This is a genomic window from Streptomyces sp. NBC_01341 (assembly GCF_035946055.1).
Taxonomy (GTDB): Bacteria; Actinomycetota; Actinomycetes; order Streptomycetales; family Streptomycetaceae; genus Streptomyces.
Genome location: NZ_CP108364.1, coordinates 2,432,112 through 2,457,671, shown reverse-complemented (window position 1 = coordinate 2,457,671; position 25,560 = coordinate 2,432,112). Strand labels below are relative to the sequence as shown.

Sequence of the window (25,560 nt, the reverse complement as noted above, 5' to 3'; positions counted from 1 at the left end):
CGATGGGCGCTCAGCTTCGCGTTTACAAGCGCCGCATCCAAGCCGTCACCGCGACCAAGAAGATCACCAAGGCGATGGAGATGATCGCCGCCTCGCGCATCGTCAAGGCGCAGCGCAAGGTGGCGGCGTCGATGCCGTACGCGACCGAGCTCACCCGTGCGGTGACCGCGGTCGCGACCGGCTCGAACACCAACCATCCGCTCACCACCGAGGCCGAGTCCCCGGCCCGGGCGGCGGTCCTGCTCCTCACGAGCGACCGCGGTCTGGCCGGCGGCTACTCCTCCAACGCCATCAAGGCGGCGGAGCGGCTCCGGGAGCGGCTGGCGGCCGAGGGCAAGGAGGTCGACACGTACATCGTCGGCCGCAAGGGCGTCGCGTACTACGGCTTCCGTGAGCGCAAGGTCTCCCAGTCGTGGACCGGCTTCACGGACAGCCCCGAGTACTCGGATGCCAAGAAGATCGCCGAGCCCCTCATCGAGTCCATCCAGAAGGACACGGCCGAGGGCGGCGTCGACGAGCTGCACATCGTCTTCACGGAGTTCGTGTCGATGATGACGCAGAACGCGGTCGACGGCCGGATGCTGCCGCTGTCGCTCGACCAGGTCGCGGAGGAGAGCAACGAGAAGGGCGAGATCCTTCCGCTGTTCGACTTCGAGCCGTCGGCGGAGGACGTCCTCGACGCCCTTCTGCCGCGCTACGTCGAGAGCCGTATCTACAACGCACTGCTGCAGGCCGCCGCTTCCGAGCACGCCGCCCGCCGTCGTGCGATGAAGTCGGCGACCGACAACGCCGGGGATCTGATCAAGAGCCTCTCCCGGCTTGCCAACGCGGCCCGCCAGGCCGAAATCACCCAGGAAATCAGCGAGATCGTCGGCGGTGCTGGTGCGCTGGCCGACGCGTCCGCGGGGAGTGACAAGTAATGACGACGACAGTTGAGACGGCCGCTGCCACGGGCCGCGTCGCCCGGGTCATCGGCCCGGTCGTCGACGTGGAGTTCCCCGTCGACGCGATGCCGGAGATCTACAACGCCCTGCACATCGACGTCGACGACCCGGCCGAGGCCGGCGCTCGTAAGACGCTGACCCTCGAAGTCGCCCAGCACCTGGGTGACGGCATGGTCCGCGCGATCTCGATGCAGCCCACCGACGGCGTGGTCCGCCAGGCCCCGGTGACCAACACGGGTGCGGGCATCACCGTCCCCGTCGGTGACATCACCAAGGGCAAGGTGTTCAACACCCTCGGTCAGATCCTGAACGAGCCGGAGGCCGAGGCGCAGATCACCGAGCGCTGGCCGATCCACCGCAAGGCTCCGGCCTTCGACCAGCTCGAGTCCAAGACCGAGATGTTCGAGACCGGCCTGAAGGTCGTCGACCTGCTGACCCCGTACGTCAAGGGCGGCAAGATCGGTCTGTTCGGTGGTGCGGGCGTCGGCAAGACGGTCCTCATCCAGGAAATGATCATGCGTGTGGCGAAGCTGCACGACGGTGTGTCGGTGTTCGCCGGTGTCGGCGAGCGCACCCGTGAGGGCAACGACCTCATCGACGAGATGACCGACTCGGGCGTCCTGGAGAAGACCGCGCTGGTCTTCGGCCAGATGGACGAGCCGCCGGGCACCCGTCTGCGGGTCGCGCTGTCCGCCCTGACCATGGCGGAGTACTTCCGCGATGTGCAGAAGCAGGACGTGCTGCTCTTCATCGACAACATCTTCCGCTTCACGCAGGCCGGTTCCGAGGTCTCCACGCTGCTCGGCCGCATGCCGTCCGCAGTGGGTTACCAGCCGACCCTGGCCGACGAGATGGGTGTGCTCCAGGAGCGCATCACCTCGACGCGTGGTCACTCGATCACCTCGATGCAGGCGATCTACGTCCCCGCGGACGACCTGACCGACCCGGCCCCGGCCACCACGTTCGCCCACCTCGACGCGACGACGGTTCTCTCCCGTCCGATCTCCGAGAAGGGCATCTACCCGGCCGTGGACCCGCTGGACTCCACGTCCCGCATCCTGGACCCCCGCTACATCGCGCAGGACCACTACGACACGGCCAGCCGTGTCAAGGGGATCCTGCAGAAGTACAAGGACCTCCAGGACATCATCGCGATCCTTGGTATCGACGAGCTGGGCGAGGAGGACAAGCTCGTTGTCCACCGTGCCCGTCGCGTCGAGCGCTTCCTGTCGCAGAACACCCACGCCGCCAAGCAGTTCACCGGCCTGGACGGTTCGGACGTTCCGCTCGACGAGTCGATCGCCGCGTTCAACGCGATCTGTGACGGGGAGTACGACCACTTCCCCGAGCAGGCGTTCTTCATGTGCGGTGGCATCGAGGACCTGAAGGCCAACGCCAAGGAGCTCGGCGTCTCCTGAGCCTCCGGCTCACCGAGGGGGGCGGGTGTGTCCCGCCCCCCTCACCACGCCCCGTAGAATCGAACCGACACCCGGCACGACCGCCGGGTGGTGACCCGAGGAGCCACCCTTGGCTGCTGAGCTGCATGTCGAGCTGGTCGCCGCGGACCGTAGTGTCTGGTCCGGCGAGGCCACCCTCGTTGTCGCACGTACCACGTCCGGCGACATCGGCGTCATGCCCGGTCACCAGCCGCTCCTGGGTGTGCTGGAATCGGGCCCCGTCACGATCCGCACGAGCGACGGCGGGACCGTTGTCGCCGCTGTGCACGGCGGTTTCATCTCGTTCGCGGACGACAAGCTCTCGCTGCTGGCGGAGATTGCCGAGCTTGCGGACGAGATCGACGTCCAGCGCGCCGAGCGTGCGCTGGAGCGTGCGAAGTCGGACACGGACGCCGGCGCCGAGCGCCGCGCGGACGTACGACTGCGTGCGGTGGCGGCGCACTGAGCGTCCCCACGAAGAGTTTCTGACTCAGCCGCGGCCCGAACTGGAGCGATCCAGACCGTGTCGCGGCTGAGGCGATGCAGGTGCAGTCCGGTTCGGCTCGGTGCGGTATCCGTTACTCGACGATGCGAGGAGGTCGGTGGAGATGGTCCTCGCGTTGTGGGTGTGTGGCCTGGTGGTCGTACTGGTCGCGGTAGGCCTGTTCGTCTTCGGTCTGCGCAGGCGGCTGATCCAGCGTTCCGGCGGCACGTTCGACTGCAGTCTGCGCTGGGACATCTCGGAGGAGCCCGACCCGTCGGGCAAGGGCTGGGTGTACGGCGTCGCCCGCTACAGCGGTGACCGCGTCGACTGGTTCCGGGTCTTCTCCTACTCGCCCCGCCCGCGCCGCGGGCTGGAGCGGTCCGCCATCGAGGTGGTCGCGCGTCGGCTGCCCGAGGGCGAGGAGGAGCTGGCGCTCCTGTCCGATTCCGTCGTGCTCGGCTGTCTCCACCGGGGGACACGCCTGGAGCTGGCGATGAGCGAGGACGCCCTGACCGGTTTCCTCGCCTGGCTCGAGGCGGCACCGCCCGGCCAGAGAGTCAATGTGGCTTGAGCAAGAGCATCCTCCCTCGGACGGAGTTCGGGGCCAGGAGCGACGCGCTCTTCCCGGAACGCTCCGGGGAGGGCGCACACGGCTTTCCGGAGGCCCGTGGGCGCCCGTGACGTCCGACGGATGAGCCGGGGCCCGCACGCGCGCGTCACGACCCGTTCCGGGGCATGCGAAAACCGGGGAGACAGGGGGCGGACCTGTCTCCCCGGCGCATTTTCCGGAGTGGTGCTGCCTCGTGGGGGGTGGCGCGCCGAGGCTTTTCTGGCTAGTTGAGGCCGTTGTCCATCGCGGTCACGAGCTCACCGTTCGCGGTGTCACCGCTGAACTCCCAGAAGAACGCCCCGCCCAGGCCCTGGCTGTTCGCCCAGGCCATCTTGGTCGTGATCGTCGCCGGGGTGTCGTAGCTCCACCAGTTGGTGCCGCAGTGGGCGTAGGCCGTGCCGGCGATGGTGCCGCTGGCGGGGCAGGTGTTCTTGAGGACCTTGTAGTCCTCGTTGCCCGCCTCGTAGGTACCCGGGGCCGCGCCGGTCGCCGTGCCGCCGGGGGCGGACTGGGTGACGCCGGTCCAGCCGCGGCCGTAGAACCCGATGCCGAGCAGCAGCTTCGAGGCCGGGACGCCCTGGGCCTTCAGCTTGGCGATCGCGGCGGCGGAGTTGAAGCCTTCCTGCGGGATGCCCGTGTACGAGGTCAGCGGCGAGTGCGGGGCCGTCGGGCCCTTGGGTGCGAAGGCGCCGAAGAAGTCGTACGTCATCACGTTGTACCAGTTCATGGACTGTGCGGCGCCGGCGTAGTCGGCCGCGTCGATCTTGCCGCCCGAAGAGCCGTCGGCGGTGATCGCCGCGGTGACCAGGTTGCTCGCGCCGAACTTCGTCCGCAGTGCGGAGGCGACGTTCTTCAGGGCCGCCGGACCGCTCGTGTCACAGGTGAGACCGCAGGCGTTGGGGTACTCCCAGTCGATGTCGATGCCGTCGAAGACGTCGGCCCAGCGGGGGTCCTCGACCAGGTCGTAGCAGGACTGGGCGAAGGCGGCCGGGTTCTGGGCGGCCTGCGGGAAGCCGCCGGACCAGGTCCAGCCGCCGAAGGACCAGAGGACCTTGATGTGCGGGTACTTGGCCTTGAGCTTGCGCAGCTGGTTGAAGTTGCCGCGAAGCGGCTGGTCCCAGGTGTCGGCGACGCCGTCGACCGACTGGTCGGCGGTGTATGCCTTCTCGTAGTCGGCGTAGGAGTCACCGATGGTGCACTTGCCGTTCTGGACGTTGCCGAAGGCGTAGTTGATGTGGGTGATCTTCGCTGCGGAGCCGGAGGTCACCAGGTTCTTGACGTGGTAGTTGCGCCCGTAGACGCCCCACTCGGTGAAGTAGCCCAGGTTGATCTTGTCGCCGGTCCCGGGGTTGCCCGGGTCGGTGGTCCCGGTGGTGCGGACGGCGACCGGGGAACTGACCGGACCGGTCTGGTCGGCGGTGTCGCGGGCCTGCACCGTGTAGGAGTAGTCGGTGCCCTTGGTGAGGCCGGTGTCGGTGTACGTCGTCGTGGTGACGGTCGCGACCTTGGCGCCGTCGCGCAGGACGTCGTAGTTCTTGATGCCCTTGTCGTCGGTCGCGGCGGTCCAGCTGATCTTCGCCGAGGTGTCCGTCACGTTGCTCGCGGTCGGCGTGCCGGGCTTGGAGGGCGCGTTGTCGCCGGGGACGCTGCCGCCGTCACAGGAGGCACCGTTCAGCTTGCAGCCGGCGGGCGAGCCGCTGCCGGTGCCGTTGAAGCCGAAGCTGACGCTGGCGCCCGGGGCGACGGAGCCGTTCCAGCCGAGGTTCTTCGCGGTCCAGTGGGTTCCGGAGCTGGTGACGGTGGCGTCCCAGGCGGAGCCGACCGCCGTGCCGGAGGGGAAGTCCCACTCGATCGTCCAGGAGGAGAGCGTGGTGGTGCCGGTGTTCTTCACCGTCCACTGGCCCTCGAAGCCGGTGCCCCAGTCGGACTTCTTGACGTAGGTCGCCGTCGCGGACGTGGCGGCCTCGGCGGGGGAGGCCAGCCCGACCATCGCGGCGAGCGGCAGCAGCAGGGCGGTGAGGCCCGCGACCGCCTTGGAGCGGGTGCCCGTGCCGGCTCCGCGCCTCCATCTGAGTCGGGATCCGCGTAGGGGGTTGTCAGTGCTCAACGGTGCTCCTCGGGTGAGGTCGGCTAACGGGGATGGTCCGTGGACTGCAAACCCTGCGTCGCCCTGAGCCCGCTTGTCATGGCGTACTCACCGCAGTGTGTTCGGTGAGATTAGGAAGGTCTGGACCAATCGTCAAGAGGTCCAGACCAAAGTTTCCCGGCTTGTCTCAAAGCCCCAACTCTCGTGCCATGACCGCCGCTTGCGCCCGGCTGCGCAGCCCCAGCTTCCCGAGCAGCCGGCTGACGTGTGTCTTCACGGTGGCCTCCGCCATGCCGAGGTGCCCTGCGGTCTCCGCGTTCGACAGCCCCTCACCGAGGCAGCCCAGCACCTCCCGCTCCCTGCGGGTCAGCCGGTCCACCACCTCGCGGCCCGGCCCGCCCGTCCCGCGCGGGGCGGTCGCGACGGCGAACTCCTCGATCAGCCGGCGTGTCACGGCCGGTGCGATCAGCCCCTCACCCCGCGCCACCGTGCGTACCGCGTCGAGCAGATCCCGGGCCTCGGTGTTCTTCAGCAGGAAGCCCGCCGCGCCGGCGCGGAGTGCCCCGAAGACGTACTCGTCGAGGTCGAACGTCGTCAGCACGAGTACGTCGGCGAGGCCCTCGGACACGACCTGCCGTGTCGCCGACACTCCGTCGAGCCGGGGCATCTGCACGTCCATCAGCACCAGGTCCGGGCGCAGTTCACGCGCGAGGCGCACGGCGGCCTCGCCGTCGCCCGCCTCACCCACCACCTCGATGTCCGGCGCGCTGCCCAGGATCAGGACCAGACCCGCCCGCACGGCCGACTGGTCCTCCGCGACCAGAACGCGGATCGTCATGGGCGGTACACCCCTTCCTCGACGGGCAGTTCGGCCCGCACCAGCCAGATCCCGCCGTCCTCGCCCCGTGCGACCGGCCCCGCGGTGATCGTCCCGCCGAGCAGCGCCACTCTTTCCCTCATCCCCACCAGTCCGGCTCCCGAACCGGGTGCGCGCGGCCCGGGCCGGTCGCCGAACACGCTGCCGACCTCGACCGTCAGCAGTTCACGCGACCTGCCCAGCCGTACCGTCACCGGGCCCGGCGCGGCGTGTTTGAGCGCGTTCGTGAGGGACTCCTGGACGATGCGGTACGCCGCCAGCTCCACCGGCGCGGGCAGCGACCCCGCCTCCCCGCCGCCGTCGTCCAGGGTGACGGTGAGTCCGGTGGACGCCGCACCGGCCGCCGCCTGCCCGACCAGGACGTCCAGGGAGGCGAGGGTCGGCGCGGCGCTCTGCGAGGAGTCCGCACCGCTCCGGCGCAGCAGCCCGATCAGCCGCCGCATCTCGGCCAGGCCGTCGACACTGTTCCGCCGGATCACCCCGAGGGCGTCCCGCGAGGTCGCCGGATCGTCGATGGAGAGCGCGGCGGTGGAGTGGATGGCGATGGCGGAGAGGTGGTTGGCGACCATGTCGTGGAGTTCCCGGGCCATCCGGGAGCGCTCCGCGGTCACCGCCTGGACCCGGTCCATCTCGGCGAGCAGCGCGGTCTGGTCGGCGCGCAGCCGGGCGGCCTCCGCCGCCTCGCGGTGGTTGCGGACGCTGACGCCCGTGATGGCGGGGCCGAAGGACACCAGTCCGGTGACGACACCGATCAGCAGTGCGTCTGCCGTGCGGAACCAGGCGAGGAAGCCGAGGGTGGACGCGGCGGTGACCAGGAGCGTGGTCACGGGAATCCGCCGGGCTGCCGCCGGGGTCCCGTACACGACCGCCGCGTACACCAGGTCGGTGAACATGAGCACGGTCGCCAGGCTGCCCGACGTGAACTGATCGGCGATCAGCGCGAGCGTGCCGAGGACCAGTGCCGTCTGCGGGGCGCTCCGGCGCAGGAGTTCCAGCGCCGCCGTCGCGGTGAGCGGAACGAGGGCCGCCCAGTGGGCCTCGACCAGTCGTCCGCCCTGGGTGTGCAGTCCCGCCAGCCAGAGCAGCAGACCGCCGGACAGCCCGACGGCCGCGATCAGCACGTCGTGGCGGTGCGGGGGGCGCGTGGAGATGAACACCCGCCCATCCAACACGCCCGGCCCGGGACGGGGCGTCCTCACGGAGGCCGATGCGCGACTGCGCCGAAGGATGCAGTCGCGCATCGTCACTCCCGACGACGATTCGGGACCGGGCCGGCGGGAGTCTGGAGTCGACCGGAAGGAGAAGAACCGTGATCGTCACCCTGATCCTCGTCTGCGAGGCCGGCTTCTGGGTCCTGCTGGCCGCCGGACTCGCACTGCGGTACGTCGCGCGGAAACCCCGGCTGGGCGCCGCCGTGCTGCTGTGCGAGCCGCTGCTGGAGCTCGTCCTGCTGGTGGTGACGGCCGTCGACCTGAAGAACGGCGCGGCACCGGACTGGAAGCACGGTCTGGCGGCCGTCTACATCGGCTTCACCGTGGGCCTCGGTCACTCCACGATCACCTGGGCCGACGCCCGGGTCGCCCACCGCTTCGCGGGTGGCCCCGCGCCGGTGAAGCCCCCGAGGTACGGGATGGCGCGGGCCGCCCACGAGTGGCGCGTCGCCGCCCGGTGGACACTCGCCGCGGTGACCGCGATCGCCCTGCTCCAGGCGGCCGTGCTGTACGTCGGCGGTGACGGGGACACCGGCTCGCTGCGGATGTGGCAGCAGAAGATGCTCTGGGTGATCGGCGTCAACCTGGTCGTCGCCGGCGGCTACACGGTCTTCCCCAAGCGGGAGCCCGGGGGCCGCGCCGGGGCCGGCCGCTGATCAGCGATCACCGCCCGGCACCCACAGCACGTCCCCGACCTCCTTGTTCGCCGTCCTGGCGAGGATGAAGAGCAGGTCGGAGAGCCGGTTCAGGTAGGTCGCCGTCAGGGCGTTCATGACCTCACCGTGCACCTCCAGCGCCGCCCAGGTGGACCGCTCGGCGCGGCGGACGACCGTGCAGGCCTGGTGCAGCAGCGCCGCCCCCGGCGTACCGCCCGGAAGGATGAAGCTCCGCAGCTTCTCCAGTTCCTCCAGGAAGCGGTCGCAGTCCGCCTCCAGCTTGTCGATGTAGGACTGCTCGACCCGCAGTGGCGGGTACTCCGGGTCCTGGACCACCGGCGTGGAGAGGTCCGCGCCCACGTCGAAGAGGTCGTTCTGGACGCGGACGAGGACCTTCACGACGTCCTCGGAGAGGTTGCCGAGCGCGACGGCCGTACCGATGACGGCGTTGGCCTCGTTGGCGTCGGCGTAGGCCGAGATCCGCAGATCGGTCTTGGCGGTCCGGCTCATGTCGCCGAGGGCGGTGGTGCCCTTGTCGCCGGTACGGGTGTAGATGCGCGTCAGATTGACCATGGGGCCAGCGTAGTTACGCCCCGGCCCCGCGGGAGACGCGCGTGCCCACCGTCACAGCCGGGAGGGCCGGGGCGACCGCCACGACGACGCCGTACCGCATGTGTGCGGTGGCGCACCGGCCGGCGTACGCGTCCCGCACCCGTCCGCCGGGCAGCGGAACGCTGTGAAGCGCGATGGGCGACGGGGCGCTCAACTACGCCCGGCGCGCCGCCGCATGACGCCGGAGGGTGTGATGTCCGTCATGTGAGACGTGACGCGCATCTCTTCACGGCCTCATGTCCGCTCACGGGTACTAATCTCCGCCGGAGAGCATGAGAACGACCGACTATGCATAGGGGTGCGAACGTGGCCAGGAAGCTCGCCGTCATCGGCGCCGGACTCATGGGGTCCGGTATCGCGCAGGTCTCCGCCCAGGCGGGCTGGGACGTCGTGCTGCGTGACGTCACCGACGAGGCCCTGGCCCGCGGACGTGGCGGTATCGAGGCGAGCTACGGCAAGTTCGTCGCCAAGGGCAAGCTGGCGGAGGCCGACGCCGAGGCCGCGCTCGGCCGGATCACCACGACCACCGATCTCGACGCCGTGGCCGACGCGGACATCGTCGTGGAGGCCGTGTTCGAGAAGCTCGAGGTGAAGCACGAGATCTTCCGCACCCTCGACAAGGTCGTCCGTGAGGACGCCGTCCTCGCCTCCAACACGTCCGCCATCCCGATCACCAAGATCGCCGCGGTCACGGAGCGCCCGGAGCGCGTCGTCGGCGTGCACTTCTTCTCGCCGGTACCGATGATGCAGCTCTGCGAGCTGGTGCGCGGCTACAAGACCAGTGACGAAACCCTCGCCACCGCACGGGAGTTCGCCGAGTCCGTGGGCAAGACGTGCATCGTCGTCAACCGCGACGTGGCGGGTTTCGTCACCACCCGGCTCATCTCGGCGCTCGTCGTCGAGGCGGCCAAGCTCTACGAGTCGGGCGTCGCCTCGGCCGAGGACATCGACACCGCGTGCAAGCTGGGCTTCGGTCACGCCATGGGCCCCCTCGCCACGGCCGACATGACCGGCGTCGACATCCTCCTGCACGCCACGGGCAACATCTACACCGAGTCGCAGGACGAGAAGTTCGCCGCCCCGGAGCTGATGCGCCGGATGGTCGACGCAGGTGACATCGGCCGCAAGAGCGGGCAGGGCTTCTACACCTACTGATCACGACCGGGCCCCAGGGCCGTCCGACATGCCGTCGGCCGGACCCCCGGGGCACGGGATCCGGAACCGTCCGGCACTCGGATCCAGGGGGTACCGCCGCACCAGCTTCACTCCTCGGGGTGAATTCGGTATCGGTTCGCTTACAGACGGCAACTTCCCTGTCGCCGCGGCAGTCAGTTGGGACAGAGGAAGAAAGAGAAAACAGTCAGACCGACCTTGCTACGGAGCATTTCCGGGGAGCGCATATGCACATCAGGGGCGACCACGCCGAGCTGGTCGTCGGGGGCCGCCTCGACGTCCGTAACGCGGCGGACGCCCGTACGGTCCTGCACTCGGCCGTCGACGACGGCGCCGGCGATCTCGTGCTGAACCTCACCGAGCTGGACTCGTGGGACGCCACAGGACTGGGCGTCATCATGGGTGCGCACCGCAGGGCCGGGAGGGCCGGCCGACGGCTGGTACTGCGCGGCGTGCCGCCGCAGATGCAGCGCCTGCTGGTCGCGACGAGGCTGCACAGGATCCTGGCCATCGAGGGCGGAATCGCAGCGGATTCCCTGCCACGCGTATAGGGAATTCCGGGCGGACCGGAGCGGCGGACGGTTATTTACGCACAATCCTCACGAGAATGTGACGTCGTGGGCGGCGCGGCCCCCCGATGGTTCATGGATACTGTGCGAAGGTTTAGGGTTCGGCCGTCCGCCGATCGACGAGGACCCACTGGCGGACACCGGACCGGAACGAGCCGAAGCAGGCGTGCGAGGCCGGAGGGGGTCACCGCGCGCTGCGCCTTTGGGGGGCTTTGACGATGGACCCGACCAACCGTGGACCGGAAGAGTACGGCCATGACCGGTCCGGTGACGACGCGCCACCACGACGTCAGTCCCGCGATCCGCTGACGCCCGACTTCGGGCACCAGACACCGCAGCAGACGCGCGCGGTGCAGTTGATATCGGGTGACCTCCTGCTCACCGTCAACCCGGTCGACGGCAGCGAGATCGAGTCCTGCCGGCCGGGGGAGCGGCCCGCCCCTCCCGAGCGGCACACCGCGGAGCAGCGCGCGGACAGGGAGCGCGCAGCGGCGCCGCCCGTCCCCGCCGGGCCGCCCGGCCCCCAGCTGTCCCTCCTGGAGCGTCAGGAGGACCGTGAGCGCCTCGTACGCCACCTCGGGCGCGGGCGCTCCGTGCGCCTCACCGGACCGGCCGGTTCCGGGCGTACGGCCCTCCTCGACGCAGTCGCGGCCGACTGCGCGGATCTGGCCCCGGACGGGGTCGTGCGGCTCTCCGGTTACAAGCGGACCGGCGCGGACCTGCTCCACGCGCTCTTCGAGGGCGTCTACCGGGCTCCGCTGCACCGCCCCGACCGGGAAGGGCTCCTCGCGCTCGTCCAGGGCATCGGGGCCGTCGTCGTCGTCGACGACCTCGAGATCGGCGGCGCCCCGCTGCAGGAGCTGCTCGACGCGACGCCCGAGTGCGCGTTCCTCTTCGGCGTGTCCCCCGACGTGCCCGCGCCCACCGCCGACTCGAACCTCGAAGAGGTCCTCCTCGACGGCCTCGGCCGCAGCGCCTCGATCGAACTCCTCCAACGCGTCGTGGAGCGCGAACTCACCGACGAGGAGGCGAACTGGGCGGGAGACCTCTGGTTCGAGTCCGAAGGGCTGCCCCTGCGTTTCGTCCAGGCCGGCGCCCTCCTGCGCCAGCGCGACGACCTGCGGACCGGGCAGGACACTCTCGACACCTACGACGACCCGGCCGACATGCCGGCCTTCGGCACCGCCCCGTCGGCGGACGGGCCCCTGCCCAGCCTCGGTGAGGGAGCGGCGCCCGCGGCACTGCTGGCCTCCCGGCTGAGCGAGGCCGCCCGCGAGACCCTGCGCTTCGCCGTCGCCCTCGGCGGTGAGGTGCCGCACCAGGCGCACCTGCCCGCCCTGGTGGGCGACACCCACGCCGATGCCGCGCTGGGCGAACTGCACCGCTGCGGGCTGCTCTCACCGGCCGGCCCCCGCTACCGGCTGGCCGCCGGTGTGCTGGCCCAGCTGGAGGCGAGCGGATACGGCGAGACCGCCGACACCCACGCCCGGAGTGCCGCCCAGCACTACACCTGGTGGTCCGGCCACCCCTCGGTCACCCCCGAAAGGGCCGCAGCCGAGGCCGATGCCCTCCTCGCCTCGCTGTCCCGCCTCGTCCTGGGCGACCAGGCGGGACAGGCCAGCGCGGCCGTCCTGCTGGCCCGCAGCGCCGCGCCGGCCTTCGCCGCCGGCATGCAGTGGGGCTCCTGGGAGAAGGCGCTCAGGTCCGGCCAGGAGGCCGCCCGGATCGCCGGCGAGGTCGCCGAAGAGGCCTACTTCCACCACGAGTTGGGAGTCCTCGCGCTCTGCGCCGGACATCTGGACCGGGCCCGGGCCGAGCTGGAGACCTCCATCGGCATGCGCGGTGCGCTCGCCGACAAGTCCGGTGCGGTGGCGGGGCGACGCGCACTCGCCCTGGTCGCCGACCGTGCCGGTGAGCCGCTGCCGGCCGAACGCACCCTGGCGGGCGACGAGATGCCCGTACCGCGCGACGAGACGGCTTCCCCGCCCGGCGGCGTCCCCGCGGTCAGGCCGCTCTTCCCCCGGGTCACGGACACCTCGGCGATGCTGATCACCCATCAGGAACCCATGCCGCCCGAGAAGGGCGGCAGCCGTGCGGGGGTGCTCCGCGGTGCGAGGCGCAATCTCGTCGCGGTCGGCGCGGGCGCGCTGCTGGCGGCGGTACTCGGCACGGTCGTGACCCTGGGCGCGACATCGGGCAGCGAGGACCCGGAAGGGCGGAACGTCACGACCGAGCAGTCGGCGGACGAGGACGAGGGCGAGAACGGCGTCCCCGCGGACGAGCCCGCCGACGCCCCGGCGTCCGAGGACGGCACGTCCGGCGACGGTCCCTCCGCACCCGGCCCGTCCGGCACGGCCGGTGCGTCGACGAGCGGTACGCCGTCCCCCGGCGCCTCCAGTCCCGGTGCGAGCTCCGGCACCCCGTCGAGCGGCAGCCCCACCGGACAGCCCACGCTCGGCAGCCCGTCTCCGACGAAGCCCACGAAGCCGCCGACCACGCCACCCGGCCAGACCGGGAGCCCGAGCGAGACCCCGACCGAAACGGGGACGCCGACGCCCACCCCGTCGGAATCGGAGACGACCACGGACCCGACCATGTCCGACTCCGCGAGCGGCCCGGCCGAGACGGTCACCGCGTCGACCACCGAGGACACAACCGGTTCGCCGACGACGGCCTGACAGCGAAGTACGCCGTACGGGCCCGGAATCCGGGCCCGTACGGCGTGAGAGGCATCGCGACGGAGTGAGGGGCGGGGCCCCGGGTCAGAACAGCCGCAGCTTGTCGTCCTCGATGCCGCGCATCGCGTCGTAGTCCAGGACCAGGCACCCGATACCGCGGTCGGTCGCCAGCACCCGCGCCTGCGGCTTGATCTCCTGGGCGGCGAACACACCGCGCACCGGAGCCAGATGAGGATCGCGGTTGAGCAGCTCCAGATAGCGGGTCAGCTGCTCCACGCCGTCGATGTCGCCACGCCGCTTCAGCTCCACCGCCACCGTCGCGCCGTCCGCGTCCCGGCACAGGATGTCGACCGGGCCGATAGCGGTCGGGTACTCACGGCGGATCAGGGTGTAACCCTCGCCGATCGTCTCGATGCGGTCGGCGAGCAGCTCCTGGAGGTGTGCTTCCACACCGTCCTTGATGAGCCCTGGATCGACGCCCAGCTCGTGGGATGAGTCATGGAGGATTTCCTCCATAGTGATGATCAGTTTTTCGCCCGCCTTGTTCACCACGGTCCAGACGCCCTCGCTGTCGTCGGCGCCCTCCTTCAGGGTGCAGGGCGGTGACATCCAGTTGAGAGGTTTGTACGCCCGGTCGTCGGCGTGGATCGAGACACTGCCGTCCGCCTTCACCAGGATCAGACGGGGGGCGGAGGGCAGGTGGGCGGTGAGCCGGCCCGCGTAGTCGACGGAGCAACGGGCGATGACGAGACGCATGGTCGGCAACGCTACTCGAAGACGCGGGGTCCACGCGATTCCCGGCCCCGCCCCGGCACCTCCCGACGGGCGCCGATCGGGCTTGCCCCTCTTTGCGACCGTTCGTTATTGGCCGGTTGTGTTCCCAATCTCCTGGTGCGGCCCGGACTGCGCCCTTACCGTGGAAGCAGGAGGTCGCCGCCTGTGTACGCAGCGTCGCCGCCCTGCCCTGCCCGTAAGGCCCCGGCCACCCGTCGGGGTCGCGAGAGGAGAACACATGTCGCTCGACGTCTCACCGGCGCTGTTGGAACAGGCCGAGCGAGGCGAGGTCGACGAAGCCGACTTCGTCGACTGCGTCCGGACCTCCCTGCCCTACGCATGGGAGATGATCAGCTCCCTGGTGGCACAGCTGAAGGTCGACGGCGGAGAGTTCGCCGACAACCAGACGCCCCCGCCGGACGAGCAGGCACGTGGTCAGCTGCTGCGTGCGCTCGCGAGTGATGCGATACGCGGCGCGCTGCAGCGGCACTTCGGGGTGCGCCTGGCATTCCAGAACTGCCACCGCATAGCCGTATTCCCGCTGGACGCCTCGGTCGACGAGCGTCTGGCCCGATTCACCTCGGTGAGGGGCCAGTTGCTCAACCAGTCACCCGAGCTGCGGGACTGCTGACGTTTCCGCTGCCGCTTCGGGCCGCGGGAGGTGCAACTGGCTCCGGAGCGGCAGCTTCCGCACCACCGCACCACCAGGACAACCAGCGTGAACCCGTCACTTCAGCAACGGCAGCACCTCTGTGCCCAGCCGCTGCACATTGGTCTCCGTCGCCGCGAGGTCGCCCGAGCCCTCCACCATGAGGGCGAAGCGGGTGATGCCCGTGCGCTCCGCCGTGGCCGCCAGGCGGTCGGCGGCGAAACCGGGCGGCCCCACGGGGTGCAGCCCGCACAGGAACTCCGTGTACGCGACGGGGTCACGCATCACCCGGTGCCGGCCGTCGACCGTCACATGGGCGTCGAGCCCCTGGCGCAGCCACCCCGGCATCGCCTTCACGAGCGTCTCCACAGCGTCTGCGGGACGGTCGGCGATCTGTGCCACCCCCGCGGACACGTGTTCCACCCGCTCCACGACCTCCGGCGGCAGGCCCGCGTCCCGGGCAGCCGTACGCCACAGCGTGACCATGTCCGCCTTTTCCTCGTCGCCGCAATGCATCCCGAGAAGCATCGGCAAACCCTTTCCAGCGGCGAGTTTCACGCTTTTCGGCGAGGTGCACGCGACGATCACCTCGGGGCCCGGCGGACCGTCCCCGAGGAGTTCGTCGGCGCGGGGGACCACGGCCACCTCACGGAAGCCGAACCGCTCCCCGCCGCCCGCCACCCGGGGCTTGTCCAGCCAGTCGAGCAGCAGCCCCAGGGCCTCGGGGAAGCCGCGCTCGTACGCGTCGAGGCCGCCTCCGAACACCTCCAGGTCGACCCACGGGCCGCCGCGCCCCACCCCGAGGGTGAAGCGGCCGCCGCTGGTCAGGTGCAGCAGCGCCGCCTGTTCACCGAGCATCACCGGGTGCTGGTTGGGGAGCACGCTCACGGCCGTGCCCACCCGGATCCTGCGGGTGCGGCCGAGCAGCAGCGCGGCCAGTGTCGTGGCGGACGGGCACACCCCGTACGGCACGAAATGATGTTCTGCCAGCCAGACGGAATCGAGTCCGGACTCCTCCGCGACCTCCGCGGACCGGACTGCACGGTGCAGGGCCTCGCCCTGCCCCTGCCCCGGAAACTGTGCTGCCAGTACGAACGTTCCTACGCGCATCGCCTCTTGCCTCCTTACGGCCGACGCGGCTGTCCCCCACTGGCAACAACGTCTGACACGTGCCAAAGGCACGGTCCGCGCCGAAGTTGTTGCGATTTTCCGGTTACCCACCCGCCCCGCCGGCACACAGGCGCCTCACCCGCACCCGGTCCGTGGCCGATGGCTCTAGGCTGGACGGGAACAATCTGCCCGTACCGTCACGTGAGGTGTTCCGTGTCCCCGCGCCGCAACCGCCCCCGAGGCGGCGAGAGTCCCGAAGGAAACGCACGCGAGCCCGGGGAGCGGTACGGCAGCGGCGGTGCGACCGAGAGCTGGCAGGGCGAGGAATGGTCGGTGCGCCCCGTGAGCGGCGCGAGCGCGGCGGGCAAGCGCTACCGCTGCCCCGGCTGCGACCAGGAGATCCCGTCCGGGGTCCCGCACATGGTGGCCTGGCCCGAATTCGGCGGCATCGACGACCGGAGGCACTGGCACAAGGCCTGCTGGAACGCGAAGGACCGCCGCACCACGAGGGTGCAGCGGTCCAGGAACGCCCCGCGCTACTGAGTCAGACGTCCCGCCGGTCCAGCGAGGCGAAGGCGCCGGCCATGACCACCGCGGTCACTCCGATGATGATCCACAGCGGCTGCCAGCCGCTCGGCCCCGACGTGGTCACCGACGCGTCGTACATCGCGCCGAGCTGGCTGGGGACGGAGTACTCGAAGAGAGCCTGCTGCACGCCCGCCAGGGAATCCGCGAACATGAACATGGCCAGCACGAGCGGGAGCAGCACCACCCCGATCATCACCGTGATCGCGCCCGCCGAGTGCCGGATGAGCGCGCCGACGGCGAGGGCGAGCAGCCCGAGCGTCGCGACGTAGAGGCCGACACCCAGGGTGGCGCGCACCCAGGAGCCGACGTCGGCCGTGACCCCGTCCAGCATGGCCGTCTGCAGCATCCCCACGATCCCGGTGGTCACCGTGGTGATCGTGAAGGCGAGCAGGAAGAACACGACGGACTTCGCCGTCAGCATCCGCGCCCTGCTCGGGCACGCGGTCAGGGTCGTACGGATCATTCCCGTGCCGTACTCGGACGCGATGGTGAGCACGCCCAGTGTGATCACACAGATCGAGCCCAGCAGCACACCGAAGAAGCCGAGACTGAGGATCGGCGTCCCTTCCATCTCCGCGTCCGACACACTCACGGCGAACGCGGTGAGCAGCCCGATGCCGACCAGCAGCACGATCATCACGCCGAGCGTCCACATCGTGGAGCGCACGGAGCGGATCTTCGTCCACTCGGACGCGATCGCGTCGCCCAGGCCCGGGGTGCGCACCGGGATCGGTGAGGCGTACGTCCCGGCCGGGCCGCCCCAGCCCTGCTGCGGGTGCTGGTACTGGTGTGCCTGCGGGGGCGGCGGAGTCGCCGGCGTCGTCATCGGGAGTCCTCGCTGGTCGTGCGCTCGGTCGGTTCGGCGGTGGCCGCGGGCGCGGCCGCGGGTGCGTCGGCGTACGGGTTCTGTCCCGGCGGGGGCGGGGCGTACCAGCCCTGCCCCGGGACCTCGGGCGGGGGCTGGGGGGCGTACCCCGGCTGCGCGTACCCCCCGGAACCCGGCTGCCCGTATCCGTGGCCGGGCTGCGGTGGCTGGAGCCCCGCCTTGGCGTCCGCGGTCGAGCGGTAGTCCACGGCGCCCTGCGTCATCCGCATGTACGCCTCCTCCAGCGACGCCTGGTGCGGCGAGAGCTCCCACAGCCGTACGTCCGACTCGTGGGCCAGATCGCTGATCCGGGGGAGCGGCAGCCCCATCACGCGCAGGGCGCCGTCCGGCTCGGTCATCACCCGGCCGCCCGCCTCCGCCAGGGACGACGTCAGCTTCTCCCGGACCTCGGGACCGTCCGACGCGACCCGTACCCGGGCGAAGTCCGCGGAGTTGGCCGAGATGAAGGCCGAGACGCTCATGTCGGAGAGCAGCTGCCCCCGCCCGATCACGATCAGGTGATCGGCGGTGAGTGCCATCTCGCTCATCAGGTGACTGGAGACGAAGACGGTGCGCCCCTCCGACGCCAGCCGCTTCATGAGGTTGCGCACCCACAGGATGCCCTCGGGGTCGAGCCCGTTCACCGGCTCGTCGAAGAGGAGCACCTGCGGATCCCCGAGCAGTGCCGCGGCGATCCCGAGCCGCTGCCCCATGCCCAGCGAGAAGCCGTTGGAGCGCTTCCCGGCGACGTCCTGGAGCCCGACGACACCCAGGACCTCGTCCACCCGGGCCGCCGGGATACCGGCCAGCTGGGCCAGGCTCAGGAGGTGGTTACGGGCGCTGCGCCCTCCGTGGACCGCCTTGGCGTCGAGCAGGGCCCCGACCTGGCGCGGCGCGTTGGGAAGGCTGCGGAAGGCGTGCCCGCCGATCGTCACGTGCCCCGAGGTCGGCCGGTCGAGGCCGAGCATCATGCGCATGGTGGTGGACTTGCCCGACCCGTTGGGACCGAGGAACCCCGTCACGGCACCCGGGCGTACCTGGAAGGAAAGGTTGTGCACGGCCGTCTTCGCGCCGTAGCGCTTCGTCAGGCCGACTGCCTCGATCATTCTGCAGCCCCATCGACTTATCTGTCGTCGGGGCCCAGGCCGGCCGGCCGCACGCCCCCGTAAGACTTAGGAGGATAACCAGCGCCCGATGGTTCCGGCCAAGCCGTTGTGCGGGGCGTCGGCACACCGCGTTCGACCGCCGGACGCGTTGCGCCCGGTTGACGGCCCGCTCCCGGTCAGGCGTCCCGCTTCTTCAGGACGAGAAAGCCGCCCACCAGCGCCGCGATCACCCACAACACCATGATCCCGAGCCCGCCCCACGGTCCGTACGGCGCGGGGTCGCTGTTCATGGCGTCCGGGACGACCTGGGTGATCTCGGAGCCGGCCTGGTCGGGGAAGTAGCGGGCCACGCTCTTGGCCCCGGGGACCGCCGAGAGGATCTGCGAGACGAGGAAGAAGAACGGCATCAGGATGCCGAGCGACAGCATGGAACTGCGCAGCATCGTGGCCACGCCCATGGAGAAGACCGCGATCAGGCCCATGTAGAGACCGCCGCCGAATACGGCACGCAGGACGTTCGGCGCGCCGATGTCGGTGCTGTGGTCGCCGAGCAGGGCCTGGCTGAAGAAGAAGGTCACGAAACTCGTGGCGAGGCCGACCAGCGTGGCGAGGACACCCGCCACCGCGATCTTGCTGAAGAGGAACGAGCCCCGCTGGGGCACGGCCGCGAGCGACGTGCGGATCATGCCGGAGCTGTACTCCGTGCCGACCACCAGGACGCCGAAGACGACCATCGCCAACTGGCCCAGGATCAGGCCGGAGAAGCCCACGAAGGTCGGGTCGAAGGTCGCGCGCTCGGCGTCGGAGAGGTCGTCGAACTGGCTGTTCAGCACGGCGCTGAGGGCCGCCCCGATCGCGACGGTGACGGCGAACGCGCAGATCAGCGTCCAGGTGGTCGAGGAGACCGTCCGAATCTTGGTCCATTCGGAGTTCAGGACCGCGGGTACCGATGCCATCGCCGTCACGCGCCCTTCGTGCCGTCGCCGGCCTGCTGGTTCCACTGTTCGCCCCAGTTCGGACCCGCCGGCGCGGGCACCGGCGGCACGCCGTCCCGGTCGGAGTGCGCGTGGTACTCCACGGAGCCGGCGGTCATCTGCATGAAGGCCTCCTCCAGGGAAGCCTGCTGGGAACTCAGCTCGTGCAGCACGATCCCGTGCCGCGCCGCGAGTTCACCGAGCCGCTCGGGGGGCTCGCCGTCGATCTCCAGCGTGCCGTTGCCGGACTCGACCACGACGACGCCCTCCGTGTGCAGCACGTCGAGCAGCCGCTCCCGCTCGGGGGAGCGCATCCGCACGAAGCTGCGGGAGTTGTCGCGGATGAAATCGGCCATCGAGGTGTCGGCGAGCAGCCTGCCCTGGCCGATGACGATCAAGTGGTCTGCGGTCAGGGCCATTTCACTCATCAGGTGCGACGAGACGAAGATCGTCCGGCCTTCCGCCGCGAGGGTCTTCATCAGGTTCCTGATCCAGTGAATACCCTCCGGGTCCAGGCCGTTGACGGGTTCGTCGAACATCAGGATCTCGGGATCACCGAGCAGTGCCGCGGCGATTCCCAGCCGCTGTCCCATACCGAGCGAGAAGCCCTTGGACTTCTTCTTCGCCACCGCGCTCAGACCGACGGTGTCGAGCACATGAGCGACCCGGCTCGTCGGGATACGGTTGCTCTGGGCGAGGCACAGGAGGTTGTTGTACGCGCTGCGCCCGCCGTGCATCGACTTGGCGTCCAGCAGCGCGCCGATGTGCTTGAGCGGCTCCTGGAGCTCGCGGTAGTGCCTGCCGTCGATGCGTACCGTGCCGCTGGTCGGGTTGTCGAGGTCGAGCATCATCCGCATCGTCGTGGACTTGCCGGCGCCGTTCGGGCCGAGGAATCCCGTCACCATGCCCGGCTTGACCCGGCATGACAGATGGTCAACGGCAACCTTGCTGCCGAAGCGTTTGGTGAGGCCGTCCAGCTCGATCATGCGTTCACGCTAGAACGGCCGCGCGCCCGGCGCCACCACAAAGGCGGAACCGGGCGCGCAAGAGGTACAGCTGAGGTGCGTGGGACGTCAGCGGCTCTGCTGGGCCGGGACCCCGCGGGTGGCGGGCTCGTCCTCCGCCGGGGAGCCCGCGGCGGCGACCGCGGCACCCGTCAGCGTCGCCAGCATCTCGCGGACGTTGGTCAGCTGGGCGTTGATCGAGTCGCGGCGGTTGGTGAGCGCCGCCAGCTCGCGCTCCGACTCGCTGCGGATCCGGTCGGCCTTGGCGTTGGCGTCGGCCACGATGTCCTCGGCCTGGCGCTGCGCGGTCTCCACCGTCTGGCGGGCCCGGCGCTCGGCGTCCGTGCGGAGCTTCTCGGCCTCCAGACGAAGCTGCTCGGCGCGGTGCTCGATCTCGGCGAGACGCTTTTCGGCCTTCGCCTGACGGGACGCGAGGTCGCGCTCCGACTGCTCGCGGCGCTTGGCGAGGTTCGTCTCGAAGTCCGCGGCGGCCTGGGCGGCCTTGGCGCGCGTCTCCTCGAAGAGCGCGTCGGCCTCCTCACGCTTCTGCTGCGCGTCCCTCTGCGCCTCGGTGCGCAGCGTGCCCGCCTCGCCCTTGGCCTTCTCGACGATGCGGACGCCCTCGTCCTCGGCCTTCGACTTGCGCTCGGCGGCGAAGGTCTCCGCGTCGTTGCGCACCTGCTGGGCGGCCGACTCGGCGAGCTCGCGGTGCTGCTCGGCCGCTCGGCGGGCCTCCTCACGCAGGTCCTTCGCCTCCTCCTCGGCGAGGCGGAGGATCTTCTCGACACGGGCACCGAGGCCGGCGTACGACGGCTCGGCGTCGTTGACCTGGGCCTGGGCGTTCTGCGTCTCGAGGTGGAGCTCCTCGATGCGCTTTTCCAGCGAGGTGATTCGGGCGAGGGCGCTGTCACGGTCGGCGACGAGTTTGGTAATGCGGTCGTCCACCTGACCGCGGTCGTATCCACGTCGCACGAGCTCGAAGCCGAAGGGGGAGGAAGGGTCGCTCATGGGGTTCCTGTCGAATGAGACCGGTGAGGTGTTAGAGGGAATCCTAGGGGCCTGGGCGGCGTGTCAACGTGAAGATGCCGCTTTGGTATGGAGAATGAACCCCCTTTTGAGTGGCTGACCTCCGGAGTGCTTGCCACTCGAATGATGAACGTTCACGGCAAAGTCGTCCACGGCTAGCCGTCCGATGCCTTGCCGCCCGACCGGTTGCCCACCGAGGCACCGGCCTTGACGCCCCCGGCGCCACCCCCTGCGGCCTTGCCCGTCCCACCCGGAGCCTCGAAAGATTCCAACGCCTCGAGCACGTCCTGGACACGGGAGATCTCCGTATTGATGTCCTCCCGTCTGCGGACCAGCAGATCCAGCTCCCGTCGGCCCTCGTCGACCATGCGCTGAGCCTCGGCCTCGGCGTCGGCGTGCAGCTTCTCCGCCGCGCGGGTCAGCTCGGCCTTCTTCGTCTCGGCCTCCTTCAGCAGCGACTCGGCGCGCTTCACGGCGGCGATGCGGACCTTGCTCGCCTCCGAATTCGCGTCGTTCAGCAGCTCCTTGGCCTTCGCCTCGGCCTCTTCGCGCTGCTCGGTCGCGGCCTTCATGAGCTTGTCGACACGCTCGCCGGCCGTCTTCATCTGCTCCGAGGTCTCGCGCCTGGCGCGCTCGTGCAGTTCCTCGATCTCGCTCTCGATCCGGGCCCTGAGCTCCTCCGCGCGCTCACGGGTCGCGGTGGCGTCACGGCGCGCGCCGACGAGCAGCTCGTCCGCGTCCGTACGAGCCCGCTCGACCAGGGTGTTCCCCTCGACCGTGGCACCCGAGGTGATCCTGACGGCCTCGTCGCGAGCCGCCCCGACCATCCTGTCGGCCTGCTCCTCGGCCTCGGTGGCGGACCGCAGCGCCTCCTCCTGCGCCTTCTCCATGAGCTGGTCGGCCTGTTCGGCGGCATCCGCACGGCGCTTCGCCGCGGCCTCGCGCGCCTCGTCGAGCAGCCGGTCCGCCTCCTGGCGGGCGTCCGCGCGCACCTGCTCGGCCGCGGCCTCCGTCTCGGCGCGCAGCCGCTCCGACTCCTCGCGCGTCCGGGCGGCGTGCTCCTGGGCCGATGCGACGGTCTGCGCCGCCTCCGCCCGCAGCCGCTCCGCCTCGTCGGTCGCCTCGCCGACGAAACGGGCCGACTCCTCGGTGGCCTCGGTACGGACCCGCTCACTCTCGCTCGTGGCCTCGGCCATGAGCCGGTCGGCCTGCGCCGCTGCCTCCGAACGGATCCGGTTGGCGTCCGCACGGGCGTCGGCACGGGCACGCGAGGCGTCCTGCTCCGCCGAGGCGAGGGCGTCCGATGCCTCGGTGCGGACCCGCTGGCTGTACTCCGAAGTGTCCGAGCGCAGCTTCTCCGACTCGGTGATCGCCTCGGAGACGGTCCGCTCGGCCAGGGACTTCGCGGCCTCCGACTCCTCGTGCGCGACCTGGCGCACACGGTTGGCGTCCTCGGCGGCCCGCTCTCGCTCGGCGTAGGCGTCGGCCCTGACCCGGTCCGCCTCCTCCTGGGCCTCGTTCCTCGTCCGCTCGGCCGAGTGCTCGGCGGCCGAGCGCAGCCCGGTGATCTCCTCCTCGGCCTGCTCCTGCAGCCCGGAGACGGAGTCCCGCACCTGCTGGGCGGTCTGTTCGGCGGCGGAGACGAGCTCCGACGCCCGGCTCTCGGCCTCCGCGACCAGCCGTTGCGCCTCCGCCTGGGCCTCCTCGACCCGCTTGCGGGCGGAGGCGAGGAGCTCCTCGCTCTGCTCGCGGGCGCGCTCGCGCTCCTGCTCCGCCTCGGCGCGGGCGGAACCCAGCGTCTCCTCGGCCTCGCGGCGGCGCCTGTTGGACTCCTCCTGGGCGGCGGCCAGAGCCTCGGCGGCCTCCGCGCCGACCCGCTCGGCGGCGGCCGCGGCCTCGGAGCGCACCCGGTCGGCGGTCTCCTGGGCCTCGGTCTTCAGGCGCTCGGCCTCCGCAGCCGCCTCGCTGCGCAGCCGTACGGCCACGGACTCGCCCTCGGCACGGGACTGCGCGGCGTCCGCCGCAGCCTCGATGCGCAGCCGCTCGGCCTCCGTCGTCGCCTGCTCCTGGAGCGTGCGCAGCCGCTCGGCGGCCTCCGAGCGCAGCCGCTCGGACTCCTCGTTCGTCTCGCGACGGATGCGCTCCGCCTCGGTACGCGCCTCGCCGAGGGCTTCCTCGGCGGCGGCGACCCGGGACTCGGCCTCGGTGTGCAGCCGGGCCAGCTCGTCGGCCGCCTCGGCCCTGCGGGCCTCGACGCCGCGTTCGGTCTCCTCGCGCAGGGCCTCGGCCGCCGTCTCCGCCGCGGCGGTCAGCGCGGTGGCCTGTTCCTCGGCCTCGGCACGCACCTTCTCGGCCTCGGCGCGGGCACGATCGAGGGCTTCCTCCGCCTGCTTGCGCAGCGTGGCCGCGCGCTCGGCCGCCTCGGTCCTGACCCGCTCGGCCTCGGTGCCCGCGGAGGTGCGCCGCTCCTCGGCGTCGGCCTTCGCCTTGGTGAGCAGTTCCTCGGCGGTCCGGGCGCCCTCCTCGAGCTGCTGGACGGCCTCCCGTCGGGCTTCGCCGCGGATGCGCTCGCCCTCGGCGACGGCTTCGGAACGCAGCTGCTCGGCCTCGCCGCGCAGCCTGCGCGCCTCCTCCTGCAGCTCGACCGTCTTGGCCCGGTACTCCTTGGTGTCGTCCTTGGCCGCGCCCTTGAGCTGGTCGGCCTGCTCGGCGGCCTCGCCGCGCAGCCGGTCCGCCTCCGCCTCGGCCTCGCGGCGGATGCGGTCCGCCTCCTCACCGGCGGACCTCGTCGTCGACCTGGCGTCCTCGGACGCCTTGGTCAGGACCTCCTCGGCGCTGCGGGCCGCCTTCGCGAGCTGGGCCGCGGCGTCCTCGGCGGCGAGGGTGCGCGCCTTCTCTGCGGCCTCGGTGACCACCCGCTCGGCCTGCGCCCGGGCGTCGGTGAGTGCCTGCTCGGCCTCTTCCTTGAGCGTCTCGGCCTGCTTGGTGGCCTCGCCGACCAGCCGCGCGATCTCGGACTTGGCCGTACGGGTGCGCTGCTCGTTCTGCGACTCGGCGCCGGCCAGCCGCTTGACGGCGGCCTCCTTGGCCTCGGCGAGGACCTTCTCGGCCTCCAGCCTGGCCTCGCGCAGCCGGGTCTCCGCCTCCTGCATGCGCTGCTCGGCGGCGCGGTTGAGCTCGGCCGTCTGCTGCCGTGTCTGATCCGACTCCGCGGCCGCCGTCGAGCGCAGCTGCTCCGCGTGACTGGTTGCCTCCTGCGCCTGCGTGGACGCGGCGTCGAGCAGGCGCTCGGCGTCCCTGCGGGCCCGCAGCAGCGTTCCCTCGGCCTCCGTACGGGCCGCCTCCGCTTCGGAGTTGACCCGCCGACGGGTCTCGTCGGCCAGCCGCGCGGCCTCCGCGCGGGCGGCCGCCAGGGACTGCTCGGCCTCGGCGCGCGACTCGTCCAGGAGGCGGCGGGCCTGCGACTCGGTCCTGGCCCGCAACTGCTCGGCCCAGGCGACGTTCTCGTTGACGTGGGACTCGACGGTCTGACGGCGCTCCGCGAGCTCCTGGTCGAGCCGCTGGCGCCGCTGCACCGCCTCGGTGTGCAACTCGGCCTGCAGACGCGCCTGGTGCTCCGCGTGCTCCTGGAGGATCCGCTGCGTCTGCGCCCTGGCCTCGCGCAGCTCGCGCTCGGCGTCGGTGCGCAGCTGGTCGGCCTGGATCTGGGCGTTGCGGAGCATCTGTTCGGCCTGGTAGCCGATGTCCGCGCCGTCGTGTGCGGGACGGGTCGCGAGATTGCGCCGAGCCTCGTGCAGCTTGGCGCGCAAGACCTCGACCTGGTAGCCGAGGTCCTCGGCGTGCTGGACGGCCTTCTCCCGGTCGGTCTTCAGCCGGTCCATCTCGGCTTCGAACCGCGAGAGATGGTCGTCGTCAGCTCGGTGGCTCTGCTGGCTTTCGTAGCCCCGCACTGCGCGGTCCCATCCTTCCCCGAGCTCTCGACTTCTTCCCCGAGCTCTCAACTTCGTTCGAGCAGGGGATGCCCCACTGAGCAGGGAAGACCCCAACCCCGGTCGCAAACTCCATACGAGTACCGCTCGCGGGCGAGCGGTCCCCCGGGGAATGGTGACAGATCAACGGTGAGGACGC

Annotated in this window: 22 protein-coding genes; 10 read left to right on the top strand and 12 right to left on the bottom strand. The window is 70.9% G+C overall.

Annotated elements, in window-relative coordinates; all coding sequences use genetic code 11:
* The first annotated feature begins 2 nt into the window (after nt 1–2).
* The 4 genes from OG206_RS10385 (at nt 3) to OG206_RS10370 (ending at nt 3,435) form a co-directional block, all read left to right on the top strand.
* Nucleotides 3–920, top strand: coding sequence for a F0F1 ATP synthase subunit gamma (locus OG206_RS10385; RefSeq protein WP_327114576.1), 918 nt, complete (start codon nt 3–5; stop codon nt 918–920).
* Complete coding sequence (atpD, locus tag OG206_RS10380) at nt 920–2,362, top strand: F0F1 ATP synthase subunit beta (protein ID WP_327114574.1); 1,443 nt, start codon at nt 920–922, stop codon at nt 2,360–2,362. The genes OG206_RS10385 and atpD overlap by 1 nt, the downstream gene beginning before the upstream one ends.
* A gap of 109 nt (nt 2,363–2,471) precedes the next feature.
* Complete coding sequence (locus tag OG206_RS10375) at nt 2,472–2,846, top strand: F0F1 ATP synthase subunit epsilon (protein WP_327114572.1); 375 nt, start codon at nt 2,472–2,474, stop codon at nt 2,844–2,846.
* 142 nt (nt 2,847–2,988) lie between these two features.
* Nucleotides 2,989–3,435, top strand: coding sequence for a DUF2550 domain-containing protein (locus tag OG206_RS10370; protein WP_327122229.1), 447 nt, complete (start codon nt 2,989–2,991; stop codon nt 3,433–3,435).
* 262 nt (nt 3,436–3,697) lie between these two features.
* Here OG206_RS10370 and OG206_RS10365 read toward each other — a convergent pair whose 3' ends face one another.
* The 3 genes from OG206_RS10365 to OG206_RS10355 form a co-directional block, all read right to left on the bottom strand.
* A complete protein-coding gene (locus OG206_RS10365) occupies nt 3,698–5,581 on the bottom strand; it encodes a glycoside hydrolase family 18 chitinase (protein WP_327114570.1) in 1,884 nt (627 codons plus the stop codon).
* Nucleotides 5,582–5,747: 166 nt separating this feature from the next.
* The gene (locus tag OG206_RS10360) at nt 5,748–6,398 is read right to left on the bottom strand and encodes a response regulator transcription factor (RefSeq protein WP_327114568.1); all 651 of its coding nucleotides are present in this window, start codon (nt 6,396–6,398) and stop codon (nt 5,748–5,750) included.
* Nucleotides 6,395–7,594, bottom strand: a complete 1,200-nt coding sequence (locus tag OG206_RS10355) for a sensor histidine kinase (protein ID WP_327114566.1) — start codon at nt 7,592–7,594, stop codon at nt 6,395–6,397. The genes OG206_RS10360 and OG206_RS10355 overlap by 4 nt, the downstream gene beginning before the upstream one ends.
* A gap of 152 nt (nt 7,595–7,746) precedes the next feature.
* On the opposite strand from OG206_RS10355, the gene OG206_RS10350 reads away from it, so the two are divergent.
* Entirely contained in the window at nt 7,747–8,304 is a 558-nt protein-coding gene (locus tag OG206_RS10350; RefSeq protein ID WP_327114564.1) for a hypothetical protein, read from the top strand.
* On the opposite strand, the gene OG206_RS10345 is transcribed toward OG206_RS10350, so the two are convergent.
* Nucleotides 8,305–8,877 carry a cob(I)yrinic acid a,c-diamide adenosyltransferase gene (locus OG206_RS10345; RefSeq protein ID WP_327114562.1) on the bottom strand — a complete coding sequence of 191 codons (573 nt, stop codon included), beginning with the start codon at nt 8,875–8,877 and terminating at the stop codon, nt 8,305–8,307.
* A 345-nt stretch (nt 8,878–9,222) separates the two neighbouring features.
* Here OG206_RS10345 and OG206_RS10335 point away from each other — a divergent pair, with 345 nt between their 5' ends.
* The 3 genes from OG206_RS10335 to OG206_RS10325 all read left to right on the top strand — a co-directional run bounded on the left by OG206_RS10335 (nt 9,223) and on the right by OG206_RS10325 (nt 13,336).
* The gene (locus OG206_RS10335; RefSeq protein WP_327114560.1) at nt 9,223–10,071 is read left to right on the top strand and encodes a 3-hydroxyacyl-CoA dehydrogenase family protein; all 849 of its coding nucleotides are present in this window, start codon (nt 9,223–9,225) and stop codon (nt 10,069–10,071) included.
* Between the two features lie 245 nt (nt 10,072–10,316).
* On the top strand, nt 10,317–10,640 hold the full coding sequence (locus tag OG206_RS10330; RefSeq protein WP_327114558.1) for an STAS domain-containing protein: 324 nt from the start codon (nt 10,317–10,319) through the stop codon (nt 10,638–10,640).
* Between the two features lie 236 nt (nt 10,641–10,876).
* Nucleotides 10,877–13,336 (top strand): ATP-binding protein, encoded by a 2,460-nt coding sequence (locus tag OG206_RS10325; protein ID WP_327114556.1) that lies wholly within the window; start codon nt 10,877–10,879, stop codon nt 13,334–13,336.
* 84 nt (nt 13,337–13,420) lie between these two features.
* On the opposite strand, the gene nucS is transcribed toward OG206_RS10325, so the two are convergent.
* Entirely contained in the window at nt 13,421–14,092 is a 672-nt protein-coding gene (nucS, locus tag OG206_RS10320) for an endonuclease NucS (RefSeq protein WP_104789156.1), read from the bottom strand.
* 256 nt (nt 14,093–14,348) lie between these two features.
* Here nucS and OG206_RS10315 point away from each other — a divergent pair, with 256 nt between their 5' ends.
* Nucleotides 14,349–14,741, top strand: a complete 393-nt coding sequence (locus OG206_RS10315; protein ID WP_103515362.1) for an SCO5389 family protein — start codon at nt 14,349–14,351, stop codon at nt 14,739–14,741.
* A gap of 96 nt (nt 14,742–14,837) precedes the next feature.
* Here OG206_RS10315 and OG206_RS10310 read toward each other — a convergent pair whose 3' ends face one another.
* Nucleotides 14,838–15,869: an LLM class flavin-dependent oxidoreductase gene (locus tag OG206_RS10310; protein WP_327114550.1), complete on the bottom strand. Its 1,032-nt coding sequence runs from the start codon at nt 15,867–15,869 to the stop codon at nt 14,838–14,840.
* Between the two features lie 213 nt (nt 15,870–16,082).
* Between OG206_RS10310 and OG206_RS10305 the strand changes: the two genes are divergently transcribed.
* Entirely contained in the window at nt 16,083–16,412 is a 330-nt protein-coding gene (locus tag OG206_RS10305; RefSeq protein WP_327114548.1) for an ATP/GTP-binding protein, read from the top strand.
* A gap of 1 nt (nt 16,413) precedes the next feature.
* Here OG206_RS10305 and OG206_RS10300 read toward each other — a convergent pair whose 3' ends face one another.
* From OG206_RS10300 to scy, 6 genes are all read right to left on the bottom strand, one after another.
* Nucleotides 16,414–17,283: an ABC transporter permease gene (locus OG206_RS10300; protein ID WP_327114546.1), complete on the bottom strand. Its 870-nt coding sequence runs from the start codon at nt 17,281–17,283 to the stop codon at nt 16,414–16,416.
* Nucleotides 17,280–18,428 (bottom strand): ABC transporter ATP-binding protein, encoded by a 1,149-nt coding sequence (locus tag OG206_RS10295; RefSeq protein WP_327114544.1) that lies wholly within the window; start codon nt 18,426–18,428, stop codon nt 17,280–17,282. Before OG206_RS10295 ends, OG206_RS10300 begins: the two co-directional genes overlap by 4 nt.
* Nucleotides 18,429–18,604: 176 nt before the next feature.
* Nucleotides 18,605–19,384, bottom strand: a complete 780-nt coding sequence (locus OG206_RS10290; protein ID WP_327114542.1) for an ABC transporter permease — start codon at nt 19,382–19,384, stop codon at nt 18,605–18,607.
* 5 nt (nt 19,385–19,389) lie between these two features.
* Nucleotides 19,390–20,388: an ATP-binding cassette domain-containing protein gene (locus OG206_RS10285; protein WP_327114540.1), complete on the bottom strand. Its 999-nt coding sequence runs from the start codon at nt 20,386–20,388 to the stop codon at nt 19,390–19,392.
* 87 nt (nt 20,389–20,475) lie between these two features.
* Entirely contained in the window at nt 20,476–21,414 is a 939-nt protein-coding gene (locus OG206_RS10280) for a cellulose-binding protein (RefSeq protein WP_327114538.1), read from the bottom strand.
* Between the two features lie 173 nt (nt 21,415–21,587).
* Nucleotides 21,588–25,382 carry a polarized growth protein Scy gene (gene scy / locus OG206_RS10275; protein WP_327114536.1) on the bottom strand — a complete coding sequence of 1,265 codons (3,795 nt, stop codon included), beginning with the start codon at nt 25,380–25,382 and terminating at the stop codon, nt 21,588–21,590.
* Nucleotides 25,383–25,560: the final 178 nt, after the last annotated feature.